The 3,629-nt window shown below is 53.1% G+C and carries 3 protein-coding genes and 1 pseudogene; all 4 read left to right on the top strand.

The window, feature by feature from the left end; all coding sequences use genetic code 11:
- Positions 1–1,474, top strand: a pseudogene (locus PSI15_RS17325) (conjugative transfer ATPase); the annotation flags it as partial.
- Positions 1,471–1,875 (top strand): acetyltransferase, encoded by a 405-nt coding sequence (locus PSI15_RS17330; RefSeq protein WP_273584608.1) that lies wholly within the window; start codon positions 1,471–1,473, stop codon positions 1,873–1,875. The pseudogene PSI15_RS17325 and the gene PSI15_RS17330, both read left to right, overlap by 4 nt.
- A 259-nt stretch (positions 1,876–2,134) precedes the next feature.
- Positions 2,135–3,316, top strand: a complete 1,182-nt coding sequence (locus tag PSI15_RS17335) for an MFS transporter (protein ID WP_049209473.1) — start codon at positions 2,135–2,137, stop codon at positions 3,314–3,316.
- A 98-nt stretch (positions 3,317–3,414) separates the two neighbouring features.
- Positions 3,415–3,629: hypothetical protein (locus PSI15_RS17340; RefSeq protein WP_273584609.1), on the top strand; the 215-nt coding region annotated here is incomplete at its 3' end.

The raw sequence follows: 3,629 nt of genomic DNA on the forward strand, positions 1-3,629 counted from the left end.
TTTTAACCCGGAGACGGACAAGAAACACTGGTACACCCGCCTGACCTGGGTACAGCATCTGGCCGGCCTGTTACCGGTGACCGGCCGCGAAACCGGGACCGGTCACCCCGGCATGAGCTTCTTCAACCGCGGTGGGGATACGCTGACGTTTGACCCGCTCAACAAGCACGACCGGAGTCAGAATGCGCACATGCTGTATTTTGGTCCGACCGGCGCGGGGAAATCGGCGACGTTGTGCGCGACCCTGTCGCAGCTGATGGCAATACACCGGCCGCGACTGTTTATTGCCGAAGCGGGGAACTCGTTCGGACTGCTGGCCGATTATTTCGAAAGCCTGGGGCTCAGTGTCAACAAGGTGAGTATCAAACCGGGCAGTGGCGTCTCGCTGCCGCCGTTCTCCTACGCGCATAAACTCGTCGACGATGCGTTAACCTCGCTGGCCCTGGATGAAAATGACCTGCCGGACATCGATGCCGATGACGACGAGGATGAAGATAAGCGCGATTACCTGGGAGAAATGGAAATCTCGGCGCGCATGATGATCACCGGCGGCGATGCGAAGGAAGAACATGAACTGAAACGCGCCGACCGCGCGATGATCCGCGAGGCGTTGCTGATGGCAGCGCGGCAGACCTATGACGAAGGACGGCAGATGTTGCCGGCAGACCTGCAGAAGGCACTGTACGCCATATCCAAAGACGAAGGGAGTGATATCCGTAACGTCCAGCGCCGGGCCAAAGCGGCCTAAATGGCGGAGTCGCTCGGGATGTTTACCCAGGCAGGCAGTTTTGAAGCGGAGCTGTTTAACCGTGAGGGCAGCCTGTGGCCAGAGGCGGATGTGACCCTGATTGACCTTGGGCATCTGGCACGTGAGGGCTATGAGGCGCAGATGGCGCTGACGATGGTGAGCCTGACCAACACCATCAACAACATTGCCGAGCGAGACCAGTACTCGGAGCGGGATATCGTGTTCGCGGTTGATGAGGCGCACATTGTGACGGTGAACCCGCTGCTGGCGCCGTACATGACCAAAATTGTCAAGATGTGGCGTAAGCTCGGCGCCTGGCTGTGGCTGGCCACGCAGAACCTGAAAGACTTCCCGGATATTGCCGAGAAAATGCTGAATATGGCGGAGTGGTGGGTTTGTCTGACGATGCCGCCGGAGGAGGTCAACGACATTGCCCGCTTCAAGGCACTCACCGAGGAGCAAAAGGCGGTGCTGCTGTCGGCCAGCAAACTCTCCGGCTGTTATACCGAAGGTGTGGTGTTGTCGAAAAAACTCGAGGCGCTGTTCCGTGCGGTACCGCCGAGCCTGTACCTGGCGCTGGGGATGACCGAAAAAGAAGAGAAGGCCGAACGCCGCGCGCTGATGCAGGAATTTGGCTGCAGCGAGCTCGAGGCGGCGCGAAGGGTAGCGCAAACGCTTGATCGCCTGCGCGGTCTGGCGGCGAACGGGGAGGCAGCGGTAGCATGATGACGCTGAAATACCCGGAACCGGTTGTTCGACAGCCAGGCCAGGTCTGTCGTGAGCCGTCGTTATTCACCCTTCCTCCGCAGGGTGTGGCCACCTTAAGCGAAACGGATGCGCGGCGGCTTGAGACGTTCTGCGCGGCTATCCGCGATCGGCTGTTGGAACCGATCCAACTTACCGCCCACCCGCATCGTATCGGGAGTCGTACCAGTGTGGCACTGCATCTTGAGGGGCGACTGGGGCGTTGCATCGATGTGCTGATCACGGTGACCGGCAGTACGTTGTGGCCTCAGCCGGAGGAGTACGATCACCCGCGCTGGTATGTCACCGTGCCGGATGCGGCGGATGTGGTGTATCTGTTGCTCCACCTGAGCGAACTTTGTGAGCGATTTCAGATTAATTAAATACGTCAGAAAATAATTAGAAGCTCTAACGTATTGGTTATGTTGATATTCTCACAGAGTAAGAGAACCTGTTTGTTGTTAAGCAAGCCTCATTAATCAATGTGTTCGTGTTTCATTTTTTCATTATTTATTGTGATAATTGTCACATAAAAGGTTATCCATCATCATTATGCATTAAAGATATTTACATATAATTACTTTTGGCCTACTTTAATTATGGTTATTAATATATGTATTAATGTTTTGTTGGAGTATGGATATGTTGACAGGAAAGTGGGTGCCTCTGCCCTTTATCCTTGTGGTTTCCTTATTGGCTGGGTGTATTGAAGTGGATATGTCCGTTCCCAGCTTTCCGGATATGGCTGCCAGTTTCGGTGTTTCTGAAGGGCATATTCAGCGTACGATCACCTATAACTTCTTGGGATTTGTGTTTGGCGCGTTGATTTATGGCCCACTGTCAGAGTCGATTGGTCGACGCAAAACCATGTTGATCGGTGGGGCTATCATGCTGTTAGGTGCTCTGGGATGTACCTACGCCACTTCAATCGATCTTTTGATGTTGTCCCGCTTTATTCAGGGGTTGGGGGCTTGCACGCCGGTGGTAGTGGCTTACGCGATCATCGCAGACCGTTATCAAGGGGCGGCCATGTACAGCATGATCGGTCTGGTTAATGCCTGTATCTCGATTTTCATGTCGCTAGCGCCAATCGCCGGTGGTTGGATTAATGAGCATTGGGGGTGGAGAGGAAACTATGCGGTTGTCGCGGTGATCACCGCAGCGGCGGTACTGCTGGAATTGTTGTTCCTGCCGGAAACGAAGAAAGAAAAAACGCCATTCGATCTCAAAGCCATTGTGGGAAGCTATGCCCGGCTGACGGCGAGTTTCCAATTCATGCGATTATCGTTGATTCCTTCACTTTTCTTCGCTGCTTATATGGTATTCATCGCTTCCAGCGCTTTTCTTTACCGTGAAACCTTTGCGTTCTCGCTGTCGGCATTTGTTGTTCACTTTTTTATTATCGTGGCGTCATTTTCAATCCCCAGCCTCTTTTCCGCCCGTATTATCGCCGCGTTTGGTGGCGATCGGCGCGCTGAGAAAATCGGTATGGCGTTAGCCATCGTCAGCATTCTAGCTCTACTGACGGCGACAACGCCTTGGGCGATCACCCTGCTGATGAGCCTGTTCTGCTTCGGTTTTTCTATCTGCTATCCGACGCTGTTCGCACGTTCCATGAGTGTCTACCCTGAAATTTACGGTGTGGCGGCCTCCTATATCATGAGCATGCGCTCGCTGCTGGTTGTGGCTATCACGGGGATGGCCAGCTACGTCTTTATCGGGCGGCCGGAGGAAATGAGCTATGTGATGGCGAGTGTGATAGGCGTTGTCGTGTTGTTGTCTATGTTGAGTATCGTGGCATCCCCAAGCAAAGCTGAAGAATAAATAATCGTTTTCGCGTGCCCCCCGGCTAAATATTTATATTTGGCCGGGCTCGGCATGACTTTTTTAAATACATGTATTCCTTCATCTGGAGAATATCTATGGAAAATGAAACCATGGTTTCGAAGGGCGGTTTGTCTGCCGCCTATACTGATAAATGGGAACAGCGCGCATCAATAAGAACCCGTCCCGGTAAATTTATCGACTTTACTATTCCTGGCGCATTTTTCCCCGAGGAGAATCAGCCGATATTTTTGGCTGACATGATGAGCGGCATGGACAATGAGAGGAAGTCGAAAATACTTACTCAGTCATT

The organism is Xenorhabdus sp. PR6a, from assembly GCF_028599065.1.
GTDB lineage: Bacteria > Pseudomonadota > Gammaproteobacteria > Enterobacterales > Enterobacteriaceae > Xenorhabdus > Xenorhabdus doucetiae.

Bases quoted from the DNA above. Each gene is read 5' to 3' on its own strand.
- PSI15_RS17330 (WP_273584608.1), top strand. From the start codon at position 1,471: ATGATGACGCTGAAATACCCGGAACCGGTTGTTCGACAGCCAGGCCAG.
- PSI15_RS17335 (WP_049209473.1), top strand. From the start codon at position 2,135: ATGTTGACAGGAAAGTGGGTGCCTCTGCCCTTTATCCTTGTGGTTTCC.